The sequence below is a fragment of the Acidipila sp. EB88 genome, from assembly GCF_003858395.1.
Taxonomy (GTDB): Bacteria; Acidobacteriota; Terriglobia; order Terriglobales; family Acidobacteriaceae; genus EB88.
In genome coordinates, this window is record NZ_QWEV01000005.1 from 1,070,115 (window position 1) to 1,095,087 (window position 24,973).

General features: G+C 62.7%; 33 protein-coding genes. 5 read left to right on the plus strand and 28 right to left on the minus strand.

Annotation, left to right across the window (positions count from 1 at the left end; all coding sequences use genetic code 11):
• Window positions 1–36 precede the first annotated feature (36 nt).
• From rplO to rpsL, 25 genes are all read right to left on the minus strand, one after another.
• Window positions 37–477, minus strand: coding sequence for a 50S ribosomal protein L15 (gene rplO, locus D1Y84_RS05295; RefSeq protein WP_124849949.1), 441 nt, complete (start codon window positions 475–477; stop codon window positions 37–39).
• A 109-nt stretch (window positions 478–586) separates the two neighbouring features.
• On the minus strand, window positions 587–784 hold the full coding sequence (gene rpmD / locus D1Y84_RS05300; RefSeq protein ID WP_124847590.1) for a 50S ribosomal protein L30: 198 nt from the start codon (window positions 782–784) through the stop codon (window positions 587–589).
• A 2-nt stretch (window positions 785–786) separates the two neighbouring features.
• Entirely contained in the window at window positions 787–1,296 is a 510-nt protein-coding gene (gene rpsE, locus D1Y84_RS05305) for a 30S ribosomal protein S5 (RefSeq protein WP_124847591.1), read from the minus strand.
• Between the two features lie 69 nt (window positions 1,297–1,365).
• Complete coding sequence (gene rplR / locus D1Y84_RS05310; protein WP_124847592.1) at window positions 1,366–1,722, minus strand: 50S ribosomal protein L18; 357 nt, start codon at window positions 1,720–1,722, stop codon at window positions 1,366–1,368.
• Between the two features lie 89 nt (window positions 1,723–1,811).
• Window positions 1,812–2,351, minus strand: coding sequence for a 50S ribosomal protein L6 (gene rplF / locus D1Y84_RS05315; protein ID WP_124847593.1), 540 nt, complete (start codon window positions 2,349–2,351; stop codon window positions 1,812–1,814).
• Window positions 2,352–2,543: 192 nt separating this feature from the next.
• On the minus strand, window positions 2,544–2,942 hold the full coding sequence (rpsH, locus tag D1Y84_RS05320) for a 30S ribosomal protein S8 (protein ID WP_124847594.1): 399 nt from the start codon (window positions 2,940–2,942) through the stop codon (window positions 2,544–2,546).
• Between the two features lie 116 nt (window positions 2,943–3,058).
• Entirely contained in the window at window positions 3,059–3,244 is a 186-nt protein-coding gene (locus tag D1Y84_RS05325; protein WP_124847595.1) for a type Z 30S ribosomal protein S14, read from the minus strand.
• 61 nt (window positions 3,245–3,305) lie between these two features.
• The gene (rplE, locus tag D1Y84_RS05330) at window positions 3,306–3,857 is read right to left on the minus strand and encodes a 50S ribosomal protein L5 (RefSeq protein ID WP_124847596.1); all 552 of its coding nucleotides are present in this window, start codon (window positions 3,855–3,857) and stop codon (window positions 3,306–3,308) included.
• Between the two features lie 130 nt (window positions 3,858–3,987).
• Complete coding sequence (gene rplX, locus D1Y84_RS05335) at window positions 3,988–4,332, minus strand: 50S ribosomal protein L24 (protein WP_124847597.1); 345 nt, start codon at window positions 4,330–4,332, stop codon at window positions 3,988–3,990.
• Between the two features lie 81 nt (window positions 4,333–4,413).
• Window positions 4,414–4,785 (minus strand): 50S ribosomal protein L14, encoded by a 372-nt coding sequence (gene rplN / locus D1Y84_RS05340; protein ID WP_124847598.1) that lies wholly within the window; start codon window positions 4,783–4,785, stop codon window positions 4,414–4,416.
• 106 nt (window positions 4,786–4,891) lie between these two features.
• Window positions 4,892–5,227 carry a 30S ribosomal protein S17 gene (gene rpsQ, locus D1Y84_RS05345; protein ID WP_124847599.1) on the minus strand — a complete coding sequence of 112 codons (336 nt, stop codon included), beginning with the start codon at window positions 5,225–5,227 and terminating at the stop codon, window positions 4,892–4,894.
• Between the two features lie 3 nt (window positions 5,228–5,230).
• The gene (rpmC, locus tag D1Y84_RS05350; RefSeq protein WP_124847600.1) at window positions 5,231–5,488 is read right to left on the minus strand and encodes a 50S ribosomal protein L29; all 258 of its coding nucleotides are present in this window, start codon (window positions 5,486–5,488) and stop codon (window positions 5,231–5,233) included.
• A gap of 227 nt (window positions 5,489–5,715) precedes the next feature.
• Window positions 5,716–6,150 carry a 50S ribosomal protein L16 gene (gene rplP / locus D1Y84_RS05355; protein WP_124847601.1) on the minus strand — a complete coding sequence of 145 codons (435 nt, stop codon included), beginning with the start codon at window positions 6,148–6,150 and terminating at the stop codon, window positions 5,716–5,718.
• A gap of 96 nt (window positions 6,151–6,246) precedes the next feature.
• Complete coding sequence (rpsC, locus tag D1Y84_RS05360; RefSeq protein WP_124847602.1) at window positions 6,247–6,921, minus strand: 30S ribosomal protein S3; 675 nt, start codon at window positions 6,919–6,921, stop codon at window positions 6,247–6,249.
• A gap of 93 nt (window positions 6,922–7,014) precedes the next feature.
• Window positions 7,015–7,527 carry a 50S ribosomal protein L22 gene (gene rplV, locus D1Y84_RS05365; RefSeq protein WP_124847603.1) on the minus strand — a complete coding sequence of 171 codons (513 nt, stop codon included), beginning with the start codon at window positions 7,525–7,527 and terminating at the stop codon, window positions 7,015–7,017.
• Between the two features lie 51 nt (window positions 7,528–7,578).
• The gene (gene rpsS / locus D1Y84_RS05370) at window positions 7,579–7,866 is read right to left on the minus strand and encodes a 30S ribosomal protein S19 (RefSeq protein ID WP_124847604.1); all 288 of its coding nucleotides are present in this window, start codon (window positions 7,864–7,866) and stop codon (window positions 7,579–7,581) included.
• Window positions 7,867–7,945: 79 nt separating this feature from the next.
• Window positions 7,946–8,770, minus strand: coding sequence for a 50S ribosomal protein L2 (gene rplB / locus D1Y84_RS05375; RefSeq protein ID WP_124847605.1), 825 nt, complete (start codon window positions 8,768–8,770; stop codon window positions 7,946–7,948).
• Between the two features lie 90 nt (window positions 8,771–8,860).
• Window positions 8,861–9,154, minus strand: a complete 294-nt coding sequence (locus tag D1Y84_RS05380) for a 50S ribosomal protein L23 (protein ID WP_124847606.1) — start codon at window positions 9,152–9,154, stop codon at window positions 8,861–8,863.
• Between the two features lie 2 nt (window positions 9,155–9,156).
• Window positions 9,157–9,840: a 50S ribosomal protein L4 gene (gene rplD / locus D1Y84_RS05385; RefSeq protein ID WP_124847607.1), complete on the minus strand. Its 684-nt coding sequence runs from the start codon at window positions 9,838–9,840 to the stop codon at window positions 9,157–9,159.
• 96 nt (window positions 9,841–9,936) lie between these two features.
• Window positions 9,937–10,680, minus strand: a complete 744-nt coding sequence (gene rplC / locus D1Y84_RS05390; RefSeq protein ID WP_124847608.1) for a 50S ribosomal protein L3 — start codon at window positions 10,678–10,680, stop codon at window positions 9,937–9,939.
• Between the two features lie 87 nt (window positions 10,681–10,767).
• Entirely contained in the window at window positions 10,768–11,085 is a 318-nt protein-coding gene (gene rpsJ, locus D1Y84_RS05395; RefSeq protein WP_050059838.1) for a 30S ribosomal protein S10, read from the minus strand.
• 108 nt (window positions 11,086–11,193) lie between these two features.
• Complete coding sequence (tuf, locus tag D1Y84_RS05400; RefSeq protein WP_124847609.1) at window positions 11,194–12,381, minus strand: elongation factor Tu; 1,188 nt, start codon at window positions 12,379–12,381, stop codon at window positions 11,194–11,196.
• A gap of 58 nt (window positions 12,382–12,439) precedes the next feature.
• Complete coding sequence (gene fusA, locus D1Y84_RS05405) at window positions 12,440–14,527, minus strand: elongation factor G (RefSeq protein WP_124847610.1); 2,088 nt, start codon at window positions 14,525–14,527, stop codon at window positions 12,440–12,442.
• 115 nt (window positions 14,528–14,642) lie between these two features.
• Window positions 14,643–15,116, minus strand: coding sequence for a 30S ribosomal protein S7 (rpsG, locus tag D1Y84_RS05410; protein ID WP_124847611.1), 474 nt, complete (start codon window positions 15,114–15,116; stop codon window positions 14,643–14,645).
• 121 nt (window positions 15,117–15,237) lie between these two features.
• Entirely contained in the window at window positions 15,238–15,642 is a 405-nt protein-coding gene (gene rpsL / locus D1Y84_RS05415; RefSeq protein ID WP_124847612.1) for a 30S ribosomal protein S12, read from the minus strand.
• Between the two features lie 766 nt (window positions 15,643–16,408).
• Between rpsL and D1Y84_RS05420 the strand changes: the two genes are divergently transcribed.
• The 5 genes from D1Y84_RS05420 (at window position 16,409) to D1Y84_RS05440 (ending at window position 22,258) form a co-directional block, all read left to right on the plus strand.
• Window positions 16,409–18,493, plus strand: coding sequence for a S9 family peptidase (locus D1Y84_RS05420; protein WP_124847613.1), 2,085 nt, complete (start codon window positions 16,409–16,411; stop codon window positions 18,491–18,493).
• A 195-nt stretch (window positions 18,494–18,688) separates the two neighbouring features.
• Window positions 18,689–19,573: a hypothetical protein gene (locus D1Y84_RS05425; protein WP_124847614.1), complete on the plus strand. Its 885-nt coding sequence runs from the start codon at window positions 18,689–18,691 to the stop codon at window positions 19,571–19,573.
• A complete protein-coding gene (locus D1Y84_RS05430) occupies window positions 19,554–21,149 on the plus strand; it encodes a hypothetical protein (RefSeq protein ID WP_124847615.1) in 1,596 nt (531 codons plus the stop codon). Before D1Y84_RS05425 ends, D1Y84_RS05430 begins: the two co-directional genes overlap by 20 nt.
• Window positions 21,150–21,278: 129 nt before the next feature.
• Complete coding sequence (locus tag D1Y84_RS05435) at window positions 21,279–21,665, plus strand: hypothetical protein (RefSeq protein WP_124847616.1); 387 nt, start codon at window positions 21,279–21,281, stop codon at window positions 21,663–21,665.
• Window positions 21,666–21,772: 107 nt separating this feature from the next.
• A complete protein-coding gene (locus D1Y84_RS05440) occupies window positions 21,773–22,258 on the plus strand; it encodes a YraN family protein (RefSeq protein WP_124847617.1) in 486 nt (161 codons plus the stop codon).
• Window positions 22,259–22,307: 49 nt separating this feature from the next.
• Here the strand turns inward: D1Y84_RS05440 and iscX are convergent, their stop codons facing one another.
• Genes iscX through hscA form a run of 3 tightly spaced genes read right to left on the minus strand, consistent with a single transcriptional unit; the run spans window position 22,308 to window position 24,971 of the window.
• Entirely contained in the window at window positions 22,308–22,526 is a 219-nt protein-coding gene (gene iscX / locus D1Y84_RS05445; protein WP_124847618.1) for a Fe-S cluster assembly protein IscX, read from the minus strand.
• 9 nt (window positions 22,527–22,535) lie between these two features.
• Window positions 22,536–22,973, minus strand: coding sequence for a 2Fe-2S iron-sulfur cluster-binding protein (locus D1Y84_RS05450; RefSeq protein WP_124847619.1), 438 nt, complete (start codon window positions 22,971–22,973; stop codon window positions 22,536–22,538).
• Window positions 22,974–22,991: 18 nt separating this feature from the next.
• Window positions 22,992–24,971: a Fe-S protein assembly chaperone HscA gene (gene hscA, locus D1Y84_RS05455; protein WP_124847620.1), complete on the minus strand. Its 1,980-nt coding sequence runs from the start codon at window positions 24,969–24,971 to the stop codon at window positions 22,992–22,994.
• Window positions 24,972–24,973: the final 2 nt, after the last annotated feature.

Below are 24,973 nucleotides of genomic sequence, written 5' to 3' on the forward strand. Positions count from 1 at the left end.
GGGCACACTGCCTTCTCGATGCAGACAGCATGGAGCTTAGCCGAGCAGCACAGCCTGGCCGCCCGCGGCCTCGATCTTCTCCTGCGCGGACTTCGAGAACTTGTGCGCATGGATCGTGACAGCGGTGGTGAGCTCGCCATTACCCAGGATCTTGAGCAACTCGTCGCGGCTCTTCAGGAAGCCAAGCGCCTTGAGGCGTTCGAGCGTGAGCTCGGTCTCGCCCATTTCGGCGATGCGGCTCAGGTTGAGCACGGTGTACTCGGTGCGGAAGATGTTGGTGAAACCGCGCTTGGGCATGCGACGGTGCAGCGGCATCTGGCCGCCCTCGAAACCGCGCATCATGCTGGAGCCGGTGCGCGAACCCTGGCCCTTGTGGCCACGGGCGGAGGTTTTGCCGTGTCCGGAGCCCATACCACGGCCGACACGCTTCTTGTTACGGTTTGCCTTGGCAGGCGCACGGAGATTGGAGAGATTCATCATTGCCTCGCTAACGCCGGCGGGATCCAGCCCGCCGACTCGCATGTATTTAAGTACGAAAACCAAACCGCCTGCGCGGCTTGCGGCCCCTTCGGGGCGGGTGGTGAGCCTAGGCTTCGAGGACGCGGACCAGGTGCGGGACCTTGGCGACCATGCCCCGGATCGAGGGGGTGTCTTCGCGCTCCACAACCTGCTGGAGGCGCGTGAAGCCAAGACCCTTGATCACGAGCTTGTGCTTGGTGGGCGCCTGGATCATGGAGCGGTAGTACTGCAGGCGCATGGTGGGCTTGGGGTTTGTCTCTGCCATGGTTACAGCTCCTGAACTGATTTGCCGCGCAGCGCGGCGACTTCGGCACGATCACGCAGCTGCACCAGCGCGTCAAAGGTGGCCTTGACCACGTTGTGCGGGTTTGCGGTACCAAGGCTCTTGGTGAGCACGTTCTGCACACCGGCCGAGGTCATCACGGCGCGCACGGCACCACCGGCGATCACACCGGTACCTTCAGGCGCCGGCTTGAGCAGCACGTGCCCGGAGCCGAAGCGGCCCAGCACCTGGTGCGGGATCGTGGTTTCCGTGAGGTTGATGCGGACCAGGTTCTTCTTGGCCGATTCAATGCCCTTGCGGATTGCCTGAGGCACTTCCTTTGCCTTGCCGGAGCCGTAACCGACAACGCCGGAGGCCGGGTCACCGACAACGACCAGTGCCGCAAACGACATGTTCTTGCCGCCCTTGACCACCTTGGTCACGCGGTTGATCGCCACAACCTGATCCTTCAGGTTGTACTGCGCCGCATCGAGCTTTTTCTTCAGCATTGCCATTCCTGTACCAGTCCTTCCGGGCTTGCTCAGCCCCTACCCTGAAGCGTGGGCGCCGTGGCGCCTCACCGTTTAGAAGTCGAGTCCTGCTTCGCGTGCTGCGTCCGCCAGGGCCTTGATCCGGCCGTGGTACAGATAGCCGCCGCGATCGAACACGACCTTCTTGATGCCGGCTTCAATCGCCTTCTCGCCGACCAACTTGCCCACAGCCTTGGCAGCCTCGAGGTTGCCACCGACTGCGACCTTGGCGGTCACGGTCGAGGCGGACACCAGCGTTACACCCTGGTTGTCGTTGATGAGCTGGGCGTAGATGTGGTTAAGCGAACGGTAGACATTGAGGCGCGGACGCTCGGCGGTGCCGTGCACCTTCTGACGGATGCGTGCATGGACGCGGCGGCGGATTTCGTTGCGCTTGATCTTCGGAATCATGGGGTTCCCTTCCTAAGGGCGGAGCCGCCCGGCGGCTCCGTTCGGTTGTGCGGACGCATGCGCGCCCGCGTGGGGAGTTCAGAAATCGACTACTTGGAGCCCGTCTTACCGGCCTTCTTCTTGAGCTTTTCGCCGGCGTACCGCACACCCTTGTTCTTGTAGGGATCCGGCTTGCGCAGCGAGCGCATGTCAGCAGCCACCTGGCCGACCTTCTGCCGGTCGATACCGGAGATCGTCAAGCGGGTCTGCTTAGCGTCCACCGCGGCCGTGATGCCGGTGGGCAGCGGGAACTCGATCGGGTGCGAATAGCCCAGGGTGAAGACCACCATGCCGGCGCCCTTGAGTTCCACGCGATAGCCGATGCCGACGATGTCGAGATCCTTGGTCCAGCCCTTGGTAACGCCTTCAACGGCGTTGTAGACCAGGGCGCGAGTCAGACCGTGAATGGCGGCCTGCGAGTCGTTGTCCCGCACCGCGTGGATGAAGTTCTCACGGGTCTCGAGCTTGATGCCGACCGGAATCGACTGCTTGACCTTGCCCTTGGGGCCTTCCACTACGAGCGTGTTGCCTTCCACCGCGTACTTGACACCGGCGGGGAGTGCGATGGGCTGTCTACCGATACGTGACATCTGTTGATCCTTGAACGGCTTGCGAGTCCCGCGCCGGCAACCTCACCGGGGTACGTTCCACTGCAGCCAGCAGGCGTTGGCCCGCTTTACTTCTTTGCTTCGTTGCGTATACCCGGACGGACATCGCAGCCCAGGCTGAACAGAAACAGACGGAGGCTCGGCTCGAAAGCCGGGCCTGCGTTCGATTCCCTCTTACCAGACTTCGCAGAGCAGCTCGCCGCCGACACCTTCGCGACGCGCCTGGCGACCGGTCATCACGCCGCGGGGCGTGGTGAGGATCGAGATGCCGAGGCCGCCCTGGACGCGCTTGATCTCGTCGCGGCCGATGTACACGCGGCAGCCGGGACGCGAAATGCGCTGGAGGTCGCGGATCGCTGCCTCATTGTTGTTGCCGTACTTGAGGTACACACGCAGCACAGGGTGGCCATCTTCTTCGGCCGCCTTGTAATTGGCGATGTAGCCCTCTTCCTTGAGGATGCGGGCGATCTCCGCCTTCAGCTTGGAGGCGGGCACATCAAGCTTCTGATGACGGGCACGGATGGAGTTCCGGATGCGCGTAAGGAAATCAGCTACTGGGTCGGTCAGATTCATGCATTCTCCTCATCTCCCGTTCGCTCCCCGGTGACGGGGAGAACCAGCGAAGATGGTTAAGGACTCTGGTCGGGCGCCCTGGCGGCTTCGAGGCTGGGGCGCCGGGATTGCGAAAGCTACCAGCTCGACTTGACGACGCCTGGGATGTGGCCTTCGTGGGCGAGCTGCCGGAAGCACAGACGGCAGATACCGAACTTGCGCAGAAAGGCACGGGGGCGGCCGCACAGCTTGCAGCGATTGTGCTGGCGGCTCTTGAACTTGGGCTTGCGTTCGTCTTTGACACGCTTTGCTGTAGTGGACATCCTGCTCTCTTTCCTTTTCCGCCATGCGCGGAGCGAACTCCAACAGGAGCCCGAAAATCTGTTATGCGGCTGTGGTGCGGAACGGGATACCGAACGCCTTCAGGAGGGAACGAGCCTGATTGTCATCAGGCGCGGAGGTCACGATGGTGATGTTCATGCCCTTCAACTTCTCCACCTTGGAGTAGTCGATCTCCGGGAAGATCAGCTGATCGCGCATGCCCAGCGTGTAGTTGCCGCGGCCATCAAAGCTCTTGGTGGACACACCGCGGAAGTCCCGTACGCGCGGCAGCCCGATCTGAATCAGGCGGTCCAGAAACTCGTACATGACGTCGCCGCGCAGGGTGACCATGGCGCCGATCGGCATGCCTTCGCGGACCTTGAAGGCGGCGATGGACTTCTTGGCGCGAGTCGTCACCGGCTTCTGACCGGCGATCGCAGCCAGGTCAGCAACCAGGGGGTCAAGCAACTTGGAGTTCTGCGTGGCTTCGCCCAGGCCCATGTTGAGAACGATCTTCTCAAGGCGGGGAACGGCCATCGGGTTCTCAAGACCCAGCTCCTTCTGGAGCGCGGGCTTGATCTCGGACAGGTACTTTTCTTTCAAACGTGCTGGCATCTCTCGTTTGCTCTTTCTCTTCCGGTCTCGGGGTGGCCCGGGGCCGTGTACCGTTACGGAAGGTCGTCAGTTTGGCTCAGGCCTGGGCCGTCTTGCCGTGGGCCATCCGGGGCATCGCCCCGGAGCAGTGCTACTTCTTAGTGGGCAGAACCTTGTCGCACTTGCGGCACACACGCACCTTGGTGCGCTTCTCGCCTTCACCCTCGAAGCGGAACCCGACGCGGGTCGGGCCACAGTCCGGGCAGACCAGCATCACGTTAGAGACGTTGAGCTTGGCTTCCTGCTCGGCGACGCCACCCTTGATGTTCTTCTGCGGGTTGGGCTTGACGTTCTTCTTGATCACGCGGATGCCCTGCACCAGGACCTTGTCCTCGCCGGGGAACACGCGCAGAACACGGCCCTGACGGTTCCGGTCCTTCTCCGAGCCCGTCATGACCTGCACGGTATCGTTGCGCTGAATCTTCAATGCTGCCATGGTCTTGACTCCTGCCGTCCGGCGGGCGCTGTGCTCGCGGGGCCACTCCGCTCACGCGGGACTAACAAAACGGGATACGAACTAGATCACTTCAGGCGCGAGTGACACGATCTTGAGGAACTTCTTGTCGCGCAGCTCACGGGCCACCGGGCCAAACACGCGCGTGCCTACCGGCTCGCCTGCATCGTTGATCAGCACGCCGGCGTTGGAGTCGAAACGGATGTAGGTGCCATCCTTGCGACGAACTTCCTTGCGGGTGCGCACGATCACAGCCTTGACGACCTTGCCCTTCTTGACCTGACCGTCGGGCGAGCTTTCCTTGACCGCGGCGGTGACCACATCGCCGAGCGACGCGATCTTGCCGGTGCTGCCGCCCAGGGGAAGAATAACCTGGAGCTTGCGCGCGCCGGAGTTATCCGCAACCTCGAGCATGGTTCTCATCTGTACTGCCATTGCCGACTCCTTCTTGCGCGATGGCGAGCCACCTGCGCGCTACCCTGCTGTGTGACGATGCGCTGCTGCGGGGGAAGCTCTCTCCGCGAACATGCCCAGGCAATGCTTACTTGGCGGCGATCTTGGCGGCTTCCTCAGCCTGCGCCAGCGCCGAACGCCGGACGATCTCTTCGAGCTGCCAGCGCTTCAGCTTGGACAACGGCCGCGTCTCGCGGATCCGCACCACATCGCCCACGCGTGCCGAATTCTGCTCGTCGTGCGCGTAGAACTTCTTGCTGGTGCGCATGACGCGCTTGTACTTGGGATGAGCCTTGGCCATCTCGACCTTGACCACGATGGTCTTGTCCATCTTGGTCGAAACCACCGCGCCAACCTTTTCGTTGCGACGCGACTCGGGCTGCGCCTGTTCGGTACCTGCCGCTACTGCCTGTGTCTCTGCCATGTGCTAGCTCGCTTCCTTTGCTGCCTTGCGGCCCTTGGTTGCCGGGGCAACTGCCGTGGCTGTGCCGCGGATGCCCAGGGCGCGCTCGCGCTCGATGGTCTTGAAGCGGGCAACGTCCTTCTTGAGCTCCCGCAGCTTCTTGACGCCTTCGTTCTGGCCAAGCTTCAGCTGGAAGCGGATACGGAACAGCTGTTCCGCGATCTTGCGCGTCTCGTCACGCAGCTCGGCATCGCCAAGCGCGCGTACCTTCGTGGTTTCCATGTGAATCGTCTCTTCCCGGGACGCCGCTCCCTTGAACCTGCTTGCACAGGCGAGGACCGGGTCTCCCTTCGTCGCTACGTATGGCGGAACCGCTGCCGGGCAGCTATCCCACCGGATGGTTCGACTGATCGACTGGGCGCACTTACGCGCGTTGCCCAATCTTCGGATAATAACTGCTTTCCCGCCCAAGCGCCAGCACTTCTTTGCCGGCGCCCGGGCAGGCAGGCTTACTTGGCAGCTACCGTGGCCTTGACATCGTGCCGTTGCACGAAGCGTACCTTGAGCGGCAGCTTGTGCGAGGCCAGGCGCATGGCTTCCTGGGCGATCTCCGGCGTGACGCCTTCCATCTCGAACAGCATCTTGCCGGGACGGACCACGGCGGCCCAGTGATCGGGCGCGCCCTTGCCCTTACCCATACGGGTTTCGGCCGGCTTCTTGGTGATGGGCTTGTCCGGGAAGATGCGCAGCCAGATCTTGCCGCCGCGCTTGATGAAGCGGGTCATCGCGATACGGCTGGCTTCAATCTGCCGGTCCGTGATGTAACCGCACTCCATGACCTTGAGGCCGTACTCGCCGAACGACAGCTCGGAGCCGCGCCAGGCCTTGCCCTTCATGCGTCCGCGCTGCTGCTTGCGGAACTTGACCCTCTTTGGCATCAACATAGGAAGTACCCTTCTGGTCGGTCCGGCGGCCTTGGCCGCCAACCTTGATTGGTGGACAAGGACCCGCACTGCTGCGGGCCCCTGCCGATCGGTTACTTAGAATACGGGCGCGGTGGCGCCGGCAACCTGTGGCGCCTGACGGCGCTGCTGGTAGATGTCGCCACGGTAGACCCAGGTCTTGACGCCGATGATGCCGTAGGTGGTGTGTGCCTCGGCAAAACCATAGTCGATGTCGGCGCGCAGCGTGTGCAGCGGCAGACGGCCCTGGAGATACCACTCGGAGCGGGCAATCTCGTTGCCGTTGAGGCGACCGGACACGCGGACCTTGATGCCCTTGCAGCCGAAGCGCAGCGCCGAGTCAACGGCCTTGCGCATGGCGCGACGGAAACCGACACGCTTTTCGAGTTGCAGTGCAATGTTCTCGGCTACCAGCTGCGCATCCAGTTCCGGCTTGTTCACTTCCAGAATGTCGATGAACACGTCGCGGTTGGTGCGCTTCTGGATCTCAAGCTTGAGCTTGTCGATCTCCGCGCCTTTGCGGCCGATGATGATGCCGGGCCGTGCGGTGCGGATGATCAGGCGCAGCTTGTTGCCGGGGCGCTCGATCTCGACCGAGGAGACGCCGGCAGCCTTGAGCTTTTCCTTGAGTTCTCGCTTGAGCTTGACGTCCTCGACCAGGAGCTTGTCGTAGTCGCGCTCAACAAACCAGCGCGAGCGCCAGGGCTTGTTGACGCCCAGGCGAAATCCATACGGATGAACTTTCTGACCCATCGTTTCCTCTTCTCTTCCGTTGGATGCCTCCCTGGGCATCCCGCGGGTCCTGCAAAACTCGTTGCGGAGATCTGCGTAGCGATCGTGTGGGCGCTATGCCTTGGCGGTCGCGCGCTTAGCCCGGGACGCCTTGGGCGTGGACTTCGAAGCGGTCTTTGCAGACTTGGCTCCTGACTTGCCACCCTTGGCACGCGTTGCATCCGCGGCATCCGCGGTGCCCACGCCGGCATCCTCTGCCAGCTCTGCCACCGTGATGATGATGTGCGACATGCGACGCTGGTAGCGGAAGGCGCGGCCCATGGGGGCAGGCCGGATACGCTTCATGCGTGGTCCGTCGTTGGCGACCGCGAGCTTGACGTACAGGTTGTCGACATCGATGTCGAGGCCCTGCTCGCCGCTCAGGTAGTTGGCGTTCTGCAACGCCGAACGCAGCACCTTTTCGATCAGAGGAGCAACGCCCTTCTTGGTGAAAGCGAGGGTGTTGAGGGCTTCTTCGACGCGGTGGCTCTTGATCAGGTCGAGCACCAGGCGGGCCTTCTGCGGACTAACCCGCTGGAAGCGCGCTTCGGCTCGGAACTCTCGTGTATCCAGCTGTGTCACTTCGATCTCACAATCTCGTCCGCGACCTTGGTACGCGGTACGTAGGTGGTGCTGAGCCTAGCGGGCCTTGGCCGACGACTCGTTCGACTTGGCGGTGTGGCCCTTGAAGGTCCGGGTAGCAGAGAACTCACCCAGCTTGTGACCCACCATGTTTTCAGTGACGTAGACCGGGATGAACTTCTTCCCGTTGTGCACTGCGATCGTGTGCCCGACGAACTCGGGGAAGATGGTGGACCGGCGCGACCAGGTCTTGATGACCTTTTTATCATTCGCCTGGTTCATCGCTTCGACCTTAACCATCAGGTGTCCGTCGATAAAAGGACCCTTCTTTGTAGACCGTGCCATACTCTTTTCCTCACCGGCGCGCTGGGCACCTTCGAAACTCTATGCAGCAGGGGCGAAGCCGATCGCCGTCCGCGTAGGACTACTTCTTGCGACGGTTGACGATGAAGACGTCGGTCCGCTTGTTGTTGCGCGTCTTGTAGCCACGCGTCGGCTGGCCCCACGGCGTCACTGGATGACGACCGCCCGAGGTCTTGCCCTCGCCACCACCGTGCGGGTGATCGACCGGGTTCATCGACACACCGCGGTTGGCCGGGCGGATGCCCTTCCAGCGATTGCGGCCGGCCTTGCCGATCGTGACGTTTTCGTGGTCCGTATTGCCGACCTGGCCAATAGTGGCCATGCAGGCCGTCAGGACGCGACGGGTCTCACCCGAAGGCAGCTTCAGCAGCGCGTAGTCGCCTTCCTTGGCGACCAGCTGTGCCGAGGCTCCGGCGGAGCGCACCATCTGCGCGCCCTTGCCGGGACGCAGTTCGACGTTGTGCACCGTGGTGCCGGCGGGGATGTTCTGGAGCGGCAACGCATTGCCCACCAGGATGTCCGCTTCCGGTCCGCTCATGATCGTCTGACCGACCTTGAGGCCGACCGGCTGGATGATGTAACGCTTTTCGCCATCGGAGTAGGCCACGAGGCAGATGCGGCTGGAGCGATTCGGATCGTATTCGATCGTGGTCACCTTGCCGGGTACGCCATACTTTTCGCGCTTGAAGTCGATCAGGCGCAGCATCTTCTTGTGTCCGCCACCCTGATGACGCATCGTCAGGTCGCCCGAGTTGCGGCGGCCGCCCGTACGCTGCTTCACAACCACCAGCGGCTTGTAGGGCTTGTCTGTCGTGATGTCGTCATTCACCAGCGTGGTTTTGAAGCGCAGCGTCGGTGTAATGGGGCGATATGTCTTAATCGGCATCGTTATGCTCTTCTGTTCCAGCGCCGCAGCTTGGTAGTGGACGGCGGCGCTTGGTTAGCTTCAAATCCTGAATTCCCGAAGGTGCACGCCCTACAGGCTGTCCACGTACTCCGGCATCTTCTCGCCCGGCTGCAGGCGCACATACGCTTTCTTCCAGTCCGGCTTGAAGCCTGAAAACTTGCCGCGGCGGCGTTCCTTGCCCAGGTAGTTGGCGGTACGCACGGTGGCCACCTTTACCTTGAACAGGGTTTCCACAGCCTGCTTGACCTCGGTCTTGGTCGCCTTGGTCGCGACCTCGAACACCAGGGTGTTCTCAGCTTCCTTAACCTGCAGTCCCTTTTCGGTGATCACAGGGCGGCGCAACGTGGTGTGAAGGGTAGGCATCTTTAGGCCACCTGTGCCTTTCTGATCTGCGCCAGCTTACGCTTGGAAACAGACTTTTTGAGCGACTCCTGCAGGGTCTCGAGCGCCGACTTCGAGAAGATGGCGCGATCGTGACGCAGCACGTCGTAGGGGTGCACTTCGGTCGAAAGGAGCAACTCGACCTGTTCCAGGTTGCGCGCGCCAAGAATCGTGTTGACGGCAAGCTCCTGGCTGGACTCGACCAACAGAACCGTACGCTTGGCATCAAGGATGTCGAGTGCCGCGCGGTACAGCTTGGTCTTGGGCTCGGCCAACTGCAGCGTGTCGACCACGATCAGCTTGCCTTCTGCATGCTTGGCCGCAAGCGCCGAACGCAGAGCGCCCAGGACCTTCTTGCGGGGAAAGGCGTAGTCGTAGGAACGGGGCTGCGGTCCGTGCACCGTACCGCCATGGCGCCAGATCGGAGAGCGGACGGAGCCCACACGGGCGCGCCCGGTTCCCTTCTGCTTCCACAGCTTCTTGCCCGAACCGGACACTTCGCTGCGGTTCTTGGTCTTGGCTGTGCCCTGGCGCATTGCTGCGCGAAAGTGCTTCACAGCTTCCCAGACCAGGCCTTCGTTCACCGAGTCGGGGGCGAAGATCTCATCGGCCAGCTCAAACGAACCGACCGTTTCTCCGCGCAGATTGTGTACATCGATAGTTGCCATTGTCTTCTCTTCTCGCAGCCGCGCTTCGCGCTTGTGGCTGCATAGCAAATTCTTAGTGTGCGCGCCCGAAGACGCCGTTGCCTGGACGGACGGCCCTTACTTCTTCTTGCTCGATGCCTTCTTCGAAGCCTTGAGCGGGTCGACCGTGCCGGAACCAGCAAAACCACGACGCTCTCTCGGCGGTGCCTTGCACTTGGAGATCATCACGAAACCGTCCTTGGCGCCGGGAACCGCGCCTTCGACCATGATGAGATTCTCTTCAAGGTCGATGCCGCGGATGCGCAGGTTGCGAACCGTGGTGCGGTCGACGCCGAAGTGACCCGGCATGCGCTGCCCGGGGAACACACGCGACGGGAACGAGGAGGCGCCGATCGAACCCTGCACCTGGAACATGTGTCCATGCGACTTGGGACCGCCGCCGAAGCCGTGGCGACGCACAACGCCCGAGAACCCACGGCCCTTGCTGGTGCCCACTACATCCACATACTTCTCGTCCGCGAAGATGTCGACCAGCACGCGATCGCCGGCCTTGACGCCGACTTCGGGCTCTTCGCCTTCGGCGACCGGCTTGATGGCTTCGACGCCCACTTCCTTGATCATGCGGACCGGGGCGATGTCGTGCTTGGCAAAGTGACCAGCCTGGGGCTTGGTGACCTTGCTGGCCTTGACGAACTCGACGAGGCCGATCTGGGCGGCATCGTAGCCATCCCGCGCCAGCGTCTTGAGTTGGGTGATCACACAGGGACCGGCCTGCAGGACGGTGATCGGGTGCACATTGCCCTGATCATCGAATACCTGCGTCATGCCGATCTTTTTGCCGAGAATTCCAGTGACTGCCATAACTTGTTTCCTTCCTCATCATGCGCGACGGGCGCGCACTGCCGGGGTGAAGCGTGGTGGCCCGAAGGCCGTTGCGCCGAGGCGGGTTTACTTTTCGAAAGCCTTGATTTCCACATCCACGCCTGCGGGTAGATCAAGCTTCATCAGGGCGTCCACGGTCTGCTGCGTGGGCTCGAGGATGTCGATCAGGCGCTTGTGGGTACGGATCTCGAACGCTTCGCGGGACTTCTTGTCGACGTGGGGCGAACGCAGCACGCAGTACTTGTTCTTGACCGTAGGCAGCGGGATGGGTCCGGCAACCTGGGCGCCGGTGCGCTTTGCGGTGTCGACGATCTCGCCGGTCGAGGTGTCCAGTACGCGGTAGTCATACGCCTTGAGGCGGATACGAATTCTCTGTCCAACCATTGCAGTGCCAAATCTTTCTGCCGGACGGGCGGGATGTTTTCCCCGCCGCGGCTTGAGTGCGCAAAGAACTAGATTGCTACTTTCACTGGTACGTTTTGTGGCTTCCTGCTACGCGATGATCTCGGAGATGGTGCCGGCGCCCACGGTACGGCCGCCTTCGCGGATCGCAAAACGCAGACCCTTCTCCATCGCCACCGGCGTGTGCAGCTCGATCTCCAGCGCGATGTTGTCGCCCGGCATCACCATCTCCGTGCCTTCCGGCAGCTTCGCGGTGCCCGTCACGTCCGTCGTGCGGAAGTAGAACTGCGGGCGGTAGCCGTTGAAGAACGGCGTGTGACGACCACCTTCTTCTTTCGACAGAACATAGATCTCGCCCTTGAACTTGGTGTGCGGCTTGATGGAGTTGGTCTTGGCCAGCACCATGCCGCGCTCCACGTCTTCCTTGGCGATGCCGCGCAGCAGCAACCCCGCGTTGTCGCCGGCCATGCCCTCGTCCAGCTGCTTCTTGAACATCTCGACGCCGGTCACCACCGTCTTGCGCGTGTCGCGGAAGCCGACGATCTCGGCTTCCTCGCCCACCTTGATCTTGCCGCGCTCGATGCGGCCAGTCACCACCGTGCCACGACCCGAGATCGAGAAGATATCCTCGATCGGCATCAGGAACGGCAGCTCCACCGCGCGCGCCGGCAACGGCACATTGTCGTCCACTGCCTGCATCAGCTCGTCGATCTTGGCTTCCCACTCTGCCTCGCCGTTCAGGCCGCCGAGTGCCGAGCCGCGGATCACGGGCACGTCGTCGCCGGGGAACGAGTACTTCGACAGCAGCTCACGCACTTCCATCTCGACCAGGTCGATCAGTTCCGGGTCATCCACCGCGTCGCACTTGTTCAGGAAAACCACGATGTACGGCACGCCCACCTGGCGCGCCAGCAGCACGTGCTCCTTGGTCTGGGGCATCGGGCCGTCCGTTGCAGCAACCACCAGAATGCCGCCGTCCATCTGCGCCGCACCCGTGATCATGTTCTTGATGTAATCCGCGTGGCCCGGGCAGTCGACGTGCGCATAGTGGCGGTTCGCCGTCTCGTACTCCACGTGCGAGGTCGCGATCGTGATGCCACGCTCCCGCTCCTCGGGCGCGTTGTCGATCGTGTCGAACGAACGGAACTTGTTGTTGGGGTTGTGCTTGGACAACACCTTGGTGATCGCCGCCGTCAGCGTCGTCTTGCCGTGATCAATGTGACCAATCGTCCCTACGTTGACGTGCGGCTTGCTGCGGTCAAACTTTTCCTTGCCCATAACTCTCCTGTAGCTCCAATACCCTGTGTTGCCGCGGGCCGGTTGGCCAGCGAGATACTTACTTGGTGTTGCCCGAGTTGCGGCCGATGATCTCTTCCGAGATCATGCGCGGCGCCTCTTCGTAGCGAGCAAACTGCATGGCGTAGGAGGCGCGACCCTGGGTGCTCGAGCGGATGTCGTTGACGTACCCGAACATCTCCTTGAGCGGCACCATGGCCTTGACGACCTGCGAACCACCGACGTGCTCCATGCCTTCGATCCGACCGCGACGCGAGTTGATGTCGCCGATGATCGTGCCCATGTGCTCTTCGGGAACCGTGACCTCAACCGCCATCATCGGTTCCAGCAGGACCGGGCTGGCCTTGCGCGCGGCTTCCTTGAACGCCATCGAACCGGCGATCTTGAATGCCATTTCGTTGGAGTCGACATCGTGGTAGCTGCCGTCGTAGAGCACAGCGCGGAAGTCGACCATCTCGTAGCCAGCCAGAACACCGCCACCCAGTGCTTCGCGAATGCCCTGCTCGGTGGGCTTGATGTACTCCTTGGGAACCACACCACCCTTGATCCCGTCGACGAACAGGAAGCCGGAACCCGGCTCGCCGGGCTCAAGACGGATCTTGACATGGCCATAGTTACCCGAACCACCGGTCTGGCGAATGTACTTGCCTTCCGCCTCGGCGGTCTTGCGGATGGTCTCGCGGAACGCAACGCGGGGCTCGCCGACATTGGCCTCGACCTTGTGCTCGCGCTTCATGCGGTCCACCAGGATCTCCAGGTGAAGCTCGCCCATGCCCGAGATGATGGTCTGGCCAGACTCGAGATCGGTGCGCACCTTGAACGTGGGATCCTCGTCGGCCAGGCGGGACAGGGCGACGCCCATCTTCTCCTGATCGGCCTTGGTCTTGGGCTCGATGGCGACCGAGATCACGGTTTCGGGGAAGTCGATCGCACCGAGCGCAATGGGAGCCTGGGGCGACGACAGCGTATCGCCGGTCTTGATGTCCTTGAGTCCGACGCACGCACAGATATCGCCTGCCAGAATCTCGGTGATGTCTTCGCGCTTATTGGCATGCATCTTGACCAGACGGCCCACGCGCTCGGTCTTGCCGGTGCGCGGGTTCTCGATGGTGTCGCCGGTCTTGAGCGAACCCGAGTACACGCGGATAAAGGCAAGCTTGCCGAACGGATCATTGATCATCTTGAACGCGAGGGCAGCCAGAGGCGCGTCGTCCGTGGTCTCGCGCGTCAGGGTCACACTTGGGTCCGACGGATCGATGCCGGTGACTTCCGGCAGGTCCAGTGGGCTGGGCAAGTAATCGACCACCGCATCAAGCAGTGTCTGTACGCCCTTGTTCTTGAACGACGAACCGCACATCACGGGGAACACGTGCATGCCGATCGTTGCTTTGCGTAGGCCGGCCTTGAGCTCTGCCGGGGTCGGGATCTCGCCTTCAAGGAACTGAGCCAGCATGGTGTCGTCATGCTCGGCAACCGACTCGATCAACTGCATGCGGAACGCTTCTGCCTTCTTGACCAGATCAGCGGGAATCTCTTCGACCGAGTACTTCGCGCCCATGGTCTCGTCGTGCCAGACGATCGCGCGCATCTCGATCAGATCGACCACGCCCTGGAACTTGGCTTCGGCGCCGATCGGAATCTGGATCGCCACCGGCTTCGCGCCCAGGCGCTTGCGGATGGTGTCAATGACGTACTCGAAGTCCGCGCCGGCCTTGTCCATCTTGTTGACGAAGCAGATGCGCGGCACCTTGTACTTGTCACCCTGGCGCCACACGGTCTCGGACTGCGGCTGCACGCCGGAAACCGAGTCAAACAATGCCACGGCGCCGTCGAGTACGCGGAGCGAACGCTCCACCTCGGCGGTGAAGTCGACGTGACCCGGGGTGTCGATAATGTTGATGCGGATGTTGTTCCACATGCAGGTAGTGGCAGCGGACGTGATGGTGATGCCGCGCTCCTGCTCCTGCTCCATGTAGTCCATCGTCGCGGTGCCTTCATGGACTTCACCGATGCGGTGGGTGATACCGGTGTAGAAGAGGACGCGCTCGGTCGTTGTGGTCTTTCCGGCGTCGATGTGCGCCATGATTCCGATATTCCGGCAACGATTCAGCGGTACTTGGCGAGCCATGGTGTCTCTCTTTGTCTCTTGCGCGAAAGCCCCCGAGGGGGTAGGCGCTGCTGGTGGTACTTACACGTGCGACGCGGCCAGTCTCCCGGCCACGCCTTCTGCTGCGCGCGGCTGACTACCAGCGATAGTGGGCGAATGCCTTGTTGGCTTCGGCCATCCGGTGGATGTCTTCCTTCTTCTTCATCGCTGCGCCGCGGCCATTGGCCGCATCGAGCAACTCGTTCGTGAGCTTGTCGATCATGCCCTTTTCGCCACGGGCGCGCCCGTAGTTGACCAGCCAGCGGATGGCCAGCGAGGTACGACGTTCGGGGTTGACTTCGATCGGTACCTGGTAGTTCGCGCCACCTACACGCCGGCTCTTGACTTCCAGCAGCGGCTTGCAGTTTTCAACGGCCTTCTTGAACAGCTTGAGCGCGTCGTCGCCGCCGCCCTTGGCCTCGAGGTTGGTCATCGCGGTGTAGAAGATGCCCTGCGCGGTCGACTTTTTGCCGCCCCACATCATGGAGTTCACGAACTTGGTGACCAGCGTGGATCCATAGATCGGATCCGGCACGACTTCCCGCTTGGCAATATGGCCTTTTCTTGGCATCGTCTCTCTGCTCTTCCCGCGGCAACTGCTTAGCCGCGATTGCTGTTCTGGGCGGCTCCTGGGAGCCGCCTGCCGAACCTGTCCGGGAGCTCCGGATCAGGCCCTGCCTGTGAAAAGAAAACTACTTCTTCTTACCAGGTGCCGCGGCGGCTCCGCCCTTTGCGCGCTTGGCGCCATACTTCGAGCGGCTCTGCTTGCGGCCTGCAACGCCAACCGAGTCGAGCGTTCCACGCACAACGTGATAGCGAACACCCGGCAGATCCTTCACACGGCCGCCGCGGATCAGCACGATGGAGTGCTCCTGGAGGTTGTGGCCGATGCCGGGGATATAGGTCGTGACCTCGATGCCGTTGGTCAGGCGCACGCGGGCTACCTTGCGGAGAGCCGAGTTCGGCTTCTTGGGCGTCTGGGTGTACACACGGGTGCAGACACCACGGCGTTGCGGCGAACCCTGCAGGGCAGGTGAGGCCGTTTTGTAACGCGGGGCAGTGCGCCCCTTGCGGACCAGCTGACTAAATGTAGGCAAACGACAACTCCTTCAAGCTTCAGAACCAAAAGACACTGGCCGGGTACGCGCAAGGCGTGGCCCTGCTTCCCGGCATGCGTAGCCATCGACGAATCGACAGAGCGCAGCAACTGTGCGGCTTGCGCCGCGATCCACTTCCCGGCGAACCGGGCCACACAACGTACACACCATCGGCAAACGATTTGGACGGTGGCCCTGCGTTTCCGGATGCCGCGAAGCATGCACACCGAAAAGCCTGGTTCCGTTTCGCAAATCCAGGCCTACATAGCCCACCAAGGTAGCGGGTGTCGCAGGCACTTATGAATCGCGCCTCAGCGTTGGAGCCTTCTGAGAGCGGCTCCGGAGCCAAGTACCAGCCCACACGATCTGGGCGTCTCCGGATAACTGCTGCTGCCCGCAATGCAGCGGCGGTAGAACATACGCACGCGCCAGCCATTGCAGAACCTTCTTAGAGTAGCAAGGCCCATCGGGCTCGTCAATCAATGTGGGGTGTTTCAGAAGGAATCCACGCGATTCTTCGCTCGCGGGACCGCGTCACTTGAGAGACTGCAGGCCGCTGCCCGAGAAGCAGGCAGTGTTGCCAGGGTACGAGGGCAAGCGGCTTGCTGCACGATCGCCGCGGCAGCGCCGCCGCGCGTGTGGTGCGATGCAACACGCGTCGCACCGCTTATGGGACGAGTCATGTGGCGAGGTGCAGTCCACACCATGCCGCAGTACCGTGCTGCCGCACCGTACTGCTGGTCCAGGCGCTGCTAGTATTCACGCCATGTCTTTGTCCCGTTTTCTGCTCTCAGTGGGCGCTGCCGTGATCGCACCCATGCTCCTCACGGCGCAATCGCCAGCGCCTTCCACCAACGCCTCCGCTGCCGCCCCCTCCGCAATAGCCGCGCTGCTAAAGCAGCTCAGCCAGAGCAAGCGGGTCGGCGATATTGCGCTTTCGCCGGATGGCCACACGCTGGCCATGGAAGTGGCCGGCAACCTGGTGATAGCGCCGACGAATCAGCCCTCGGCCGGGCACTCCGTTACGCTGTGCGCCACAGGACACAGCCAGGTGTCCTCGCTGAGCTGGTCGCCGGACGGAACCAAGCTCGCGGTGCTCGCAAACTGCAACGACGCGACCGAGGTGTTGCTGGCAACGCCGGAGGCGGCGAACAAGCCGCGCGTACTGGCCACACTTCACGGCTTCGCCAAGTCACTGGAGTTTGCGCCGGACGGCCGCACGCTGGGCATGCTGTACGTCGCGGGTGCAACGCGACCCTCGGGCGCGCTGGCTGCCATGAAGCCGCCTTCCGGCGAGATCGGCGTGGAAGGGCTTGAGGTGCAGCGGGTCGCGACACTCGACTTGGCAACGGGCGCGCTGCGGGAGCAGACCGCGGAAGGACTCCATGTATACGAGTTTTCGTTCTCGCGGGACAGCCGGCAGCTGGCGTTTGTGGCGGCCGCGCCCCCGGGCGAGAACAACTGGTGGATTGCGAAGCTGTACACGGAGACGCTGGGTGGAGCGCAGACTGCCGGGGAAGCCAGGATCGTGCTTGATCCAAACACGGTGGAAGGTCCTCTGCATGGGCTGCAGATCGCGGTACCGCGCTGGTCGCCGGACGGATCCAAGATCGCCTTTATCGGCGGACTGATGAGCGATCAGGGGGCAACCGGCGGGGATCTTTATCTCGCGCCCGCCGATGGCAGCAGCACCCCGATCAACTTCACGGAGCATGCGACCACAACGGTGCAGTGGCTGCAGTGGTTGCCCGATGAAAAGCTCATCGCGACCGAGGTGGATGGCGGCTCGGAGCGGATCGACGAGCTGCAGTTCACCTTTGCTCCATCGTTCAAAGCGCCGGGCGGCACGCGGGTCGGCGTCACCAACCGCCTGACAGACCGCGTGATCCAGAAGCTTCCCTATGCCATAGGCGATGGCCGGCTGGCGGGGTCCTTTGCACTCTCCAGCGACGGCAAGGTAGCCGCGTGGTCAGCTTCAAACTACGCCGTGGCGCCCGAAGTGTACGCAGGGCCGCTGGGCGATGCGTTGCTGCCGCAGGTGACCCACCTGAACGCGGACCAGAAGCCCGCCTGGGGCAGGTCAGAGTCGATCAACTGGCGCAACGATGACTTCGCCGTGCAGGGCTGGCTCCTGTACCCGGCCAACTACGACCCGGCTAAGAAGTACGGCCTGATTGTGATGGTGCATGGCGGGCCGTCGTCGGCAATGACGCCCCGCTGGCCCCGCGCCGGCTTCGGTGCGGCGCCGCTGGCAGCTTCCGGTTATTTTGTGCTGGAGCCAAACCCTCGCGGCTCGTACGGACAAGGCGAAGCGTTTACGCAGGCCAACCGCAGGGACTTTGGCTACGGCGACCTGCGCGATGTGCTCGCCGGGGTGGATGCGGTCGAGAAGAAGATCCCGGCGATTGACGACAAGCGGCTGGGCGTAACGGGCTGGAGCTACGGCGGGTTCATGACGATGTTCTCGGTGACGCAGACGCACCGGTTCCGCGCAGCGGTGGCGGGTGCCGGGATCTCGGACTGGCTCTCGTACTACGGCGAAAATTCGATCGACCAGTGGATGACGCCGTTCTTCGGCAATACCGTGTACAAAGACCCGGCGATCTATGCCAAGAGCTCGGCGATCAACTACATCCAGAATGTAACGACGCCGACGCTGGTGGTGGTCGGGGATCGGGATGGGGAGTGCCCGGCGCCGCAGAGCTTCGAGTTCTGGCATGCGCTCAAGGCCTACCAGGTACCGACAACGCTGGTGGTGTATCCGGATGAGGGACACGGGTTTGTGAACCCGGATCACCAGAGGGATGTGCTGGAACGCTCAATCCGGTGGTTCAACCAGTACCTGCAGTAGCCACAGCAGCGGGCACCTTGAGGCAGGCGGCGACTTACCGTGACAAGCGGGAGCGCCGCCTTTCTTACGTTCCGCATGCAACCCGCTGCATAGGTGCTGTAAACTCGGGGGGCGATCACTCTTCTCCGCACGATCCCGACTTGAGCGAGTGGCATCAACCGTCTGCGCACCATTTCCGGCAGGCGGGGAGGTTTCATGCAGCGGTTTTTCACCCTTGTAGTTTTGCTCCTGTTTGCGCTTCCGGTAGGCCTCTCCGTGACAGGCTGCACCACCAACGTTTCCGCCTACTGCAACAACGCAGGCTACGGCCCCAAGACTACCGACATCTTCGCCGTGCGCCTGCCCACTGCGCAGTCCGACACGGGTATCTCGCTGGCCTACGGCCAGATCGGCCAGGCGGGCACCGCGGTAGCCACCAACTGCAAGGGATCGACGCTGAGCACAGGCGCTGCGACGTATGGCAGCTCGGACCTGACCCATGCGGACATCAGCCCGACCGGCTCGATCTGCGCAGGCTCCTGGAACCACCTGTCCACGGGCGGCATTCCGGACTACTCCATCTGCACCGCGCCTACCTCATCGGCACAGGTCAAGATCACGGCCAGTATTGGCGGTATCGTGAGCAATGCGGTGACGGTGTATGTGCATCCGCAGATCTCCGCCATCAACGTGACGGCGCCTACCGCCTGCGTACCGAGCGGCACCGTGGGGCCAAACCTGGCCGCGCAGACCACGGTATTTGACGAGTCTGGCAACCTGATCCCGTCGCAGGACGTGAGCACCAACGTGGTGGGCAACATCACCTACACCGCGAATACGCCCTCGATCGTGACGATTAACAACACCAGCGTGAACGCGACCGCCGGCACAGCACTGGGCACCAACGGGCAGGTCACCGCGAACCAGCCGGGCGGCACCGTGATTACGGCAACCGTGGCCGGCACGGGCACCAGCTCGCCGGGCACCAGTTCGGCGGCAGGCTACTTCTATACCTGCCCCCCCCAGCATCAGCCTGTCGCTGCCAAGCAGCACCAACACCACCACCAGCACCACCGGAGCAGTGACGATCACTGCGGGTAATCCGCAGACCATCGCCGCCACGCTCGAGTCCACCGACCCCTTGACGCAGGTCGTGACACCGATCACCCCGATCACCGGCGCGGGTCCGGATTACACCTCGACGATGCCGGCCCAGGTGGCGGTCACAACCGCGGGCGTGGTCAGCTCGACCCTGCCCGGTACAGCAACCATTACTGGCATCTGCCAGCCCGGCGCTGCAACTTCCACCACGACGTCTAGCGCGAGCAGTGCGAGCACCGCAACCGGCCTGAGCTGCAACCCGACACCGCTGAACAAGCTGGGCACCTTCGGTACGGGTCTGCCGGTCACCGCCAACCCCATCGTGGTTAATTCGCCTGGCGTGGACAACACCATCATCTACGCGGCGTCGCCTGCCTCGCAGCTTTTCACCGTGTTTGACCTGAGCCTCGGCACCAGCGGCACCCCGACCCTTCTGCCCTACCAGCCCAATTCGATGATCCTGGATCCAACCGGGTCCAGCCTGTACTTCGGCTCCTACCGCGAGCTGATGATCTACACGGCCAGCAACAACGCGTTGACCACGGCAGACACCACGGTGCCGGGAGTGGTGCTGGCGGTGTCGCCCTCCAATAACCAGGTAGTGATCGCCGACCAGCAGCGTTCGGTGATTTACCTGTACACGCCCGCATCGACTAGCACGGGGTCGACAGCTTCCACCACCGCCTCGTCGGTGATCAGCACGGGCGGCCTGGCCACGCACGCGGTGTACTCGCGTGACGGCAAGAACGTGTACATCACCGGGCCCACGGCGCTGTATGTGCACAACATCGTGACCGGCTGGAGCCAGTACCCGCTGACCAGCGCCAATGCCACTACGAGCTGCGAGCTGGACAACACGGGTGCGAGCCCCTTCTGCTCGCCCGATGTGACGCTGACCGTGCCCAACGTGGCTGTGTTTGTGAGTGGCAGCCCGGTGGTGGCGCGTTCTTTCTGCCCCGACACCACGACTAGCCCGGTCACCTACAACCCGCTGGCGGCGACCGTCACGGGCGATACAGCGGATCACCTTGGCTCGACCCCGGACGGCAACCACGTGCTGGGAGCGAACACCACGTCGATCTTCGACATCGAGCACAGCCCGACCAGCGACACCAGCCAGCTGGTAGCGCCCATCGGACCATGCCCCGGCGTGAACCCGGCCAATGCAGGCCCGCTGACCATCGCGACCACCCTGCGGCAACTGGCACTGACCGGCATCACCCCGACGCAGATCGACCAGGTGCTGACCTCGCCTGACTCCTCGCGCGCCTTCATCACCTACATGGGTGCCACGGCGACCGGACTGTTGCCGATGTACACACCATCGACCACGGCAGGCGGCACTGGAACGCTCCAGAACCTGCAGCTTTCCACCGGGGCGCTGGCACCAATCGCGGGCGTGTTCAGCCCGGATGCGGCCTCGTTCTACGCCAGCACCACCGGCGACAACCTCATCCACATTCTCAGCACCACCTCCAACAAGGACACCCAGACACTGGATCCGCAACTTACCGATCCGAACCGGAACATTGTGCCGGCCCAGTTCCTGGCAACGAAGCCCAAGGCCACCACCTAGGCCCGTTGTTGATCCGAAGCAAAAGCCCGCCTTGTGCGGGCTTTTGCTTTTGGCGTATTGGACCAACGGCGGGGAGCGTTCGACGCATCCAAGGGAGAAGATAAGGCGAAGCAAGCCTGGAGGGTTCCAATGGAAGAGTTAAAGAAGAATGGCATGATGGCACACCTGATTGAGTCGCTCGAGGCAGGCGAGGACATCGGCCATTATGGCCGGCTGACGTTTGCAATGGTGGCACGGCACTTTATGGACGATGAAGAACTGAAAGCGATGCTGGTCAAGGACAAGGACTTCTCCGAGTCGCAGGCGGACCTGCTGATCCGGCAGGTCGAGGGCAAAGACTATAACCCGCCCAAGCGCGAGCGCATCCTGGCGTGGCAGAAGGAGCAGGAGTTCCCGATCATTCCCAACCCGGATGACCCGGACGCGGGCAATGTGTACAAGGACCTGAATTTCCCTGACCACGTGTATGAGCACATTCAGCACTATGTGGAGCAGAAGGCCGAGAGCGGGTCGTAGCGAGTAGTCGGAAGGCAGTACCCCCTGCGTGGGAGGCGCCTACCTCGTGGAGGTGATCTTTTGTACTGTTGGAGATGGCGCAGGGGCGGCGTAGGCTGGTGCGCAACATGCCAGTCATTGCAGAAAATGTGCGCGCCGCAGCGTGGGAGCGGTGCTTCCGGGCGCTCGATCGGTGGCCTTGGCGCCGGGCGTCAGGGCTGCCGGAACACCTGGAGACAGGCCGTCGCGGAGAAGAGGCAGGCTTCTTCTACCTGCGTCGTCTTGGCATGACAGTCGTCGCGCATGGGTGGCAATCGGGGCGAGCGCCAGGAGACCTGGACTTGGTCGCGTGGGAGCAGGACACGCTTTGCATCGTCGAGGTCAAGACCCGCACGAGTCGCGAGGTAGCGACCGCTGAATCCGCTGTCGACTTCGGCAAGCGAAGGACACTGCGACGGCTTACCCGGCACTATCTTCGCCAGTTGCCGGAGGGGACGGTGGCGCGGTTCGACGTGTTGTCGATTTACTTCACGCGCAGTGGCGATGCGCGAGGCGCATCCTTCGAGTTGTTTCGGAATGCATTTGGCTGGGACGAGGGTGAGCGGTTGCTTTGAACGCCTGGCCGGGAGCCGTGACACGGCCCCCGGTAGTTACGCGCAACGGCTACTTCTGTGCGTCCTGCCACTCTTCGTACCAGGCCATCTGGATCGCTTCGAGCCGAGACTCATTCGATTTGGTCGGGTCATCGGCGAAGCCGTCGAGCGTCACCACGTGCTGGTAGAGCTCGGTAAACCGAAGCTTCAATGGATCGAGCTCCGGGTACTTTTCCTGCAACTGGATACCGATCTCTTCGGCATCCGTCCACATGATCTCCTGCGGCATCGAACCCTCCTATTTGCTCTCGCCCATGGCGAGCGGCTTGCCTTCTGAAACGTAGTTCTTGTTCCAGCTTGGAATTTCCACGACGTAGGCGCCGGGCTTTTCGATCACGGCCTGGCATCCCAAGCGCGAGTTCAGCTGGAGGCCGGGAGCCTTCTCCATGCGATCCAGTTCGTCCTCGGTCGGCTCGTTCAGGCCGGGTTCCCCCTGCTTGATGTGGATATGGCAGGTGGTACAGGCACAGACGCCGCCGCAGGCATGGTCCAGAAAGATGTGGTAGTTCTCAGCCACGTCGAGGAAGGACATGGGCAGGCCGTGGTGGTCGTACGGCATGGTGCCAAACGGAAACTCCACGGTGCGGCCTTCCGGCTGAAAGGTGACCCGCACCATGTTCTCTGCGGGTGGCTGGCTCAGGTCAATTGCTTGTGCTTCTGCTGTGTGTTCGCTCATTGTGGTCTCTCGTGTTCCTTACTTGATCTCTGCCTTGGCAAAGGGATGCGGCGCCGTGGGGCCCTGGCCCAGCTTCTCCCCGGCAGATGCCATGGTTTCGCCGCCGAGGGCCGAGGTAACGGCTCCATCCATCATCAACTCGGCGAGGCGGTGTGTCGCCTTGTCCAAGGCGTCGATGCTGCCACGAATGGCCACCCGGTCGTCGCCTTCCTTGAAGATGTGCAGCTCATCGGCCAGTGAGTTGATCTCGGACTGCTCTTCAAAGCTGAGCAGCTTCCAGGTCGGATGTGTTTTAGCCTTTTCCACCTTGGCGAGGATGTCGTCTGCTTCGACCCGGGCTTCGATCAGCTGGCGCTGTTCGAAGTCTGCCTCGGCGTTGTCAAAGGAGTCGAGGATCATCGTCTCGACCTGCTCATCGGTGAGGCCGTATGTGGGCTTGACCTCGATCTCGGCTTCCTTGCCGGAGCGCTGCTCGCGGGCGGAGACGTGGAGAATGCCATTGGCATCGATCAGGAAGCGTACCTCGATGCGCGGCAGCCCGGCCGACATGGGTGGAATGCCCTTCAGGTCAAAGCGCGCGAGGGAGCGGCAGTCTTTTGACAGCTCGCGCTCGCCCTGCACCACGTGGACGGCGACGTTGGTCTGGCCGTCAACGCCCGTGGTGAAGTGCTCGGTTTCGCTCGCCGGGATGGTGGAGTTGCGGTGGATGATCTTGGCGACAACGCCACCCAGAGCCTCGATACCGAGCGAGAGCGGCGTCACGTCGAGCAGCAGCATGTCGGCCGTGGCTGCGGAGCCACCGGCCAGGATGTCGGCCTGTACGGCAGCGCCAAGCGCCACGACCTCGTCCGGGTTGAGTTCGGTGTGGAGCTTGCGGCCGCGTGCTTCCAGGCGGAACAGCTCACCAACGAGATGCTGCACCAGAGGGATGCGGGTAGAGCCGCCGACCATAACCACTTCGTCGATCTGCTCCGGGGTAAGCTGGGCGTCGGCAAGGGCGGCACGTACGGGTGCCAGCGTCCGCTCAATGGTGGGGCGGATCAGCTGTTCGAACTGCTCGCGCGTCAGTTCGCGCGCATAGGGCTCCTGCCCGGGCAGCTCTACCACGATCCGAGTCGCGGGCTCGCTGGAAAGCGCAATCTTGGCATCGGTCACGGCCTTGCGGACGACCTGCACCAGTTCGCCATTGGAGCGCGGGTCGAGCCCGGTGCTGCCGGCGATGTCATCAAGCGCGATCGCGAGCAGCAGGTTGTCGATATCGTCGCCGCCCAGGTGGGTGTCGCCGCCGGTCGCCACGACCTCGAAGATGCCGTCATCGAGACGCAGGATCGAGATGTCGAAGGTGCCGCCGCCGAAGTCATACACGGCGACCATGCCGGTCTTCTGGCGGTCGAGGCCGTAGGCAAGCGCGGCCGCGGTCGGCTCGTTGACGAGGCGGAGCACATCGAGGCCCGCCATGCGTCCGGCATCCTTGGTGGCCTGCCGCTGGGCATCGTTGAAATAGGCCGGGACGGTTACGACCGCCTTGGTGACGGCGACGCCGAAGTAGCGCTCGGCGTTGCGCTTAAGCTGCCGCAGCACCTGTGCGCCGATCTCGGGCGGGGTGTATTGCTGGCCGCCGATGTCGAGACGCAGCGCCTCGCCGGGCTGTAGATCACGGGCCAGGCGGAAAGGAAAGAGCTTGAGCTCTTCCTGCACGTCTTCAAGGCCGCGGCCCATCAGGCGCTTGGCCGAGTACACCACGCGGTCGGCGGACTCTGCGAGATAGCGATGCGCGGGGTAGCCCACCACGACGCGCTTGTCACCGCCTGCCGGGAAGGCAACCACCGAGGGCACAAGGTTGGTGCCGTCCTCGCCGGGGATCACAACGGGCTGACCGCCCTGCATGAAGGCGACCAGCGAGTTTGTGGTTCCCAGGTCGATACCAACGACCCGTTCCGCGGGCGCGTTTGCGCTGTCCGTGCTGTTTCCGATCTGCACCAAGCTCCTGTCTTCCATGG